Below are 4,590 nucleotides of genomic sequence, written 5' to 3'. Positions count from 1 at the left end.
CCGGTCAGCGGGACGTCGAGTGCCTCCGGCACCGAACGGCGCAGCACCGCGCGCGCGACCTCGACGAGACGGCGCTCGGCGTCACGCGGCGAACGGTTCGTGCGCCGTCCCGGCGCCCGGCACCTCCGCGACCGCCGCGCCGCCCCGGCCCGGGGCACGAGGCCGATCCGCGCGGGATCGGCCGGGTCCCGCACGACGGCCCGTCCGGCCCGTTCGACCACGCCCCCGAAGGACCACCCCGCGAGGTGGTACGGCCCGGCGGGTTGCACCGCGCGGATGCGTTCGGCGTACTCGGCCGCCATCTCCGCGATGCTCGCGGGCGGCTCCGCCGTCCCGTCCAGGCCGCGCGCCTGGATCCCGTACGCGGGGCGCCCCGGCGGCAGGTGCCGGGCCGGTTCCGCGTAGTTCCAGGCGAGCCCCCCGCCCGAGTGGACGAAGAAGACCGGGGGCGCGTCGCCGTCCGGGCGCAGCGGCAGCATCGGATCGAAGTCGCCCGTGGGACCGCCGCCCTCCGCGACGGCCTCGGCCACCGCGGCGGGCGTGGGCGCCGCGAACAGCCGCCGGATGCCGACCTCGGCATCGAAGACGGCCCGGATCCGGGCGACGAGCCGCATCGCGAGCAGGGAGTCGCCGCCGAGTCCGAAGAACGAGTCGTCCGGCCCGACTCGCTCGACACCGAGCGCCTCCGCGAACAATCCGCAGAGGATCTCCTCCACCCGGGTCGCCGGTTCACGCCCGGCACCGGCCCCGGCATCGTCGGCGGCGGGCGCGGGGAGCGCGGCCCGGTCGACCTTGCCGTTGCGGGTCACCGGGATCTCATCGAGGGACACGAACGCGGCCGGGACCATGTGCTCGGGCAGCCGGGCCGCGACCAGTTCCCGCAGGTCGTCGTCCTCGACGGCCGCGCCGGTGACGTAGGCGACGAGCCGCTTGGTCCCCGGACGGTCCTCGCGTGCGACCACGACCGCCTGGTCGATGTCGTCGTGGGAGGCGAGAACGGTCTCGATTTCGGCGGGCTCGATGCGGTAGCCGCGGATCTTGACTTGCTCGTCGGCCCGTCCGGCGAAGTCGAGGACGCCGTCGTCCGTCCAGCGGGCCAGGTCGCCTGTGCGGTACATGCGGCCGGGGTGGAAGGGGTTCGCGACGAACCGTTCCGCGGTGAGGGCCGGACGGGACGCGTACCCGCGCGCCAGCCCGTGACCCGCCAGGTACAGCTCCCCGACCACGCCGGGAGGAACCGGGCGCATCGCGTCGTCCAGGACGTACGCGCGCGTGTTGTCGAGCGGACGGCCGATGGGGACCGCCGCCGGAACCCGATCGCCGGACGTGAAGGCCAGGTGCGTGGCGAACGCGGTCGTCTCGGTCGGGCCGTAGGTCGTCCGGACGATCAGGTCCGGGTGGGTTCGCAGGAGGGCCTGGACGGCCGTGGACGACACGACGTCGCCGCCCGTCGACACCTCGCGGACACCGGCGAAGATCTCCGGGGACTGCTCGGCGAGGACGCGGAACAAACCGGCGGTCGCGTGCACGTTGGTGACTCCGTGCTCGGCGATCAGACGTCCGCGCTCGGCCGCGTCCAAGTCACCCGACGGCGCCACGACCAACCGGCCACCCTGCAGCAGCGGCGTCCAGATCTCGAACGTCGACGCGTCGAACGCGTGGTTCGCTTGCACCATGACGGTGTCGGCCTGCCACGCTTCGTCCAGGCAGAACGCGACGACGTTCGCGTGCGTGACGGCGACGCCCTTCGGCGTCCCGGTCGACCCCGACGTGTACATCACGTACGCGAGATCGTCCGGCGAAATCCGGACCGCCGGGTTCTCCTCGACCGGCTCGAACACGTCGTCGTCGGTGACGACGACCGAGACCCCGGCCTCGGCCATCACCGCCGCGATCCGCTCCTCCGGATGCGACACGTCCAACGGGACGAATGCGGCGCCCGCCTTCAGCACACCCAGCAACACCGGGATCAACTCCGGCGAGCGCCGCATCCGGACGCCGATCGGCGATCCACGTCCGGCGAGTGCGTGTGCGACGCCGTTGGCGCGCGCGTTCAGCTCCGCGTACGTCCACGCCACACCGTCGGCAACCACCGCGACCGCGTCCGGCGTCCGCGCCGCCCGCTCCTCGAACAGCCCGGCGATCGACGCGGCCGACACCGGACGGGACGTGTCGTTCCACTCCTCGACGACAAGCCGCCGCTCGTCCTCCGACAGCACCTCGATCGCGCCGACGCGCACGTCCGGGTCGGCGGCGCACTGTTCCAGAACACGTTCGAGGCGCGCGGCGAGCGCGCGGGCGGTGCCGTCGTCGAACAGGTCGATCGCGTACTGGATGCCGCCTTCGATTCCGGCCGGAGTCCCGTCCTCGTCGCGGTGCTCGGTGAGGCTGAACGAGAGATCGAACTTGGCCGCCTGCTCCCCCGGCTCGTCCCCGGCGAACGGCCGCGCACGCACGCCGGCCAGATCGAGATCGCCGTCGTCGTTCCCCTGCGGCAGGTTCTGCAACGTGAGCATGACCTGGAAGAGCGGGTGCCGGGCAAGGGAGCGGGGCGGGTTGAGGTCCTCGACTAGCCGCTCGAACGGGACGTCCTGGTGCGCGTACGCGGCGAGGTCGGTTTCCCGGACGCGGGCGAGCAGTTCGGCGAACGTCGGGTCGCCGCTCACGTCCGTCCGCAGGACGAGCGTGTTGACGAAGAACCCGGCCAGATCCTCCAGCGCCGCGTCGCCGCGCCCAGCGACGGCCGTCCCCATCGGGACGTCGTCACCCGCACCGACCTTCGACAGCAGCACCGCCACCGCCGCCTGCGCGACCATGAACATCGTCACGCCCTGCGCCCGCGCCAGTTCCGCGAGACGTGCATGAACGTCGGCGTCCGTCTCCACCGGGACGATCGCGCCACGGAACGTCGCCGCCGCCGGGCGTGGCCGGTCGACCGGGAGCGTCAGCTCCTCGGGCAGCCCGGCGAGCGCTTCGCGCCAGTGCCCGATGTGCTCGGCGAGGAGGCTTTCCGGGTCGTCGGGGTCGCCGAGGACTTCGCGCTGCCACAGCGCGTAGTCGGCGTACTGGACGGGCAGCGGCTCCCACTCGGGGGCCGAACCGGCGGCGCGCGCCGCGTAGGCCGTTCCCAGGTCACGGGTGACGACGCCCATCGACCACCCGTCGACGGCGATGTGGTGCGCCGTGATCACCAGGACGGGCTCGGCGGACGACGGCGCCAGCAACCGCGCCCGCCACGGCGGCTCCCGGGTGAGATCGAACCCGAGTTCCATCTCGGCGGCGACGGCGTCCGGCAGGTCGCTCTCCGCGACGTCGTCCACCCGCAGGACGGGACGGTCGTCCAGGACCTCCTGCCGGGGAACGCCCGCGAACTCCGGGAAGATCGTCCGGAGCGTCTCGTGCCGGTCGGCGACGTCACCGATCGCCGCTTCGAGCGCGGCGACGTCCAGGTCGCCGGACAGCCGGAGCGCCAGCGGCACGTTGTACCCGGCGCCCGCCCCGGCCTCTTCGAGCCGGTTGAGGAACCACATCCGTTGCTGCGCGTACGACAGCGGCACAACGTCCGGGCGGGTGCGGGCAGTCAGGGCCGGGCGGACGCCCGCGCCGCGCGCCTCGTCCGCGAGCCGCGCGAGCCCCTCGACGGTCGGGGCTCCGAACAGTTCCCGAATCCCGATCTCGGCGGCCAGCACCGCCTGCACGCGGGAGATCAGCCGCATCGCGAGGAGGGAGTCGCCGCCGAGGTCGAAGAACGAGTCGTCCGCACCGACCCGCTCGACGCCCAGCACCTCGGCGAACAGGCCGGCCAGTACCTCTTCGGCGGGCGTGGCCGGGGCGCGGCCGCCCGTCCGTCCCGCCAGGTCGGGGGCGGGGAGTGCCCGCGCGGTCGACCTTGCCGTTGCGGGTCACCGGGATCTCGTCGAGGCCGACGAACGCGACCGGAACCATGTACTCGGGCAGCCGCGCGGCGACGAACTCACGAAGGTCGGTCTCATCGGCGGCGGACCCGATGACGTAGGCGACGAGCCGCTTGGTGCCCGGCTGGTCCTCGCGGGCGATCACTACGGCCTGGTCAATGTCGTCGTGGGACGTCAGGACGGCCTCGACCTCGGCGGGCTCGATCCGGAACCCGCGGATCTTGACTTGCTCGTCGGCGCGTCCCGCGAAGTCGAGGACACCGTCGTCCGTCCAACGGGCCAAGTCGCCGGTGCGGTACATGCGGCCCGGGTGGAAAGGGCTCGCGACGAACCGTTCGGCGGTGAGTCCCGGACGGCCCGCATAGCCGCGCGCCAAGCCGTGACCTGCCAGGTACAGCTCCCCGACGACGCCGGGAGGAACCGGGCGTAAGAACTCGTCCAGGACGTACGCGCGGGTGTTGTCCATCGGCGCGCCGATCGGCATCGCGTCGGGCACGTCGTCGGTCGAGGTGAACGCGAGTTGCGTGGCGAACGCCGTGGACTCGGTCGGGCCGTAGGTCGTCCGGACGATCAGCTCCGGGTGGGTCTCCAGGAGGTTGCGGACGGCCGTGGACGACACGACATCGCCGCCCGTCGACACCTCGCGCACACCGGCGAAGATCTCCGGGGACTGCTC

Annotated in this window: 1 protein-coding gene and 1 pseudogene; both read right to left on the bottom strand. The window is 73.1% G+C overall.

What is annotated here, in order from left to right:
• The coding region (locus BJF79_RS62650) for a non-ribosomal peptide synthetase (RefSeq protein ID WP_143220527.1) at positions 1–3,785 on the bottom strand (3,785 nt) is incomplete at its 3' end.
• A gap of 163 nt (positions 3,786–3,948) precedes the next feature.
• Positions 3,949–4,533: pseudogene (locus tag BJF79_RS62645) on the bottom strand (AMP-binding protein); the annotation flags it as partial.
• Positions 4,534–4,590: the final 57 nt, after the last annotated feature.

Origin of the sequence: Actinomadura sp. CNU-125, from assembly GCF_001942465.1 — a bacterium.
GTDB lineage: Bacteria > Actinomycetota > Actinomycetes > Streptosporangiales > Streptosporangiaceae > Spirillospora.
This window is presented reverse-complemented; position numbering and strand designations above follow the sequence as displayed.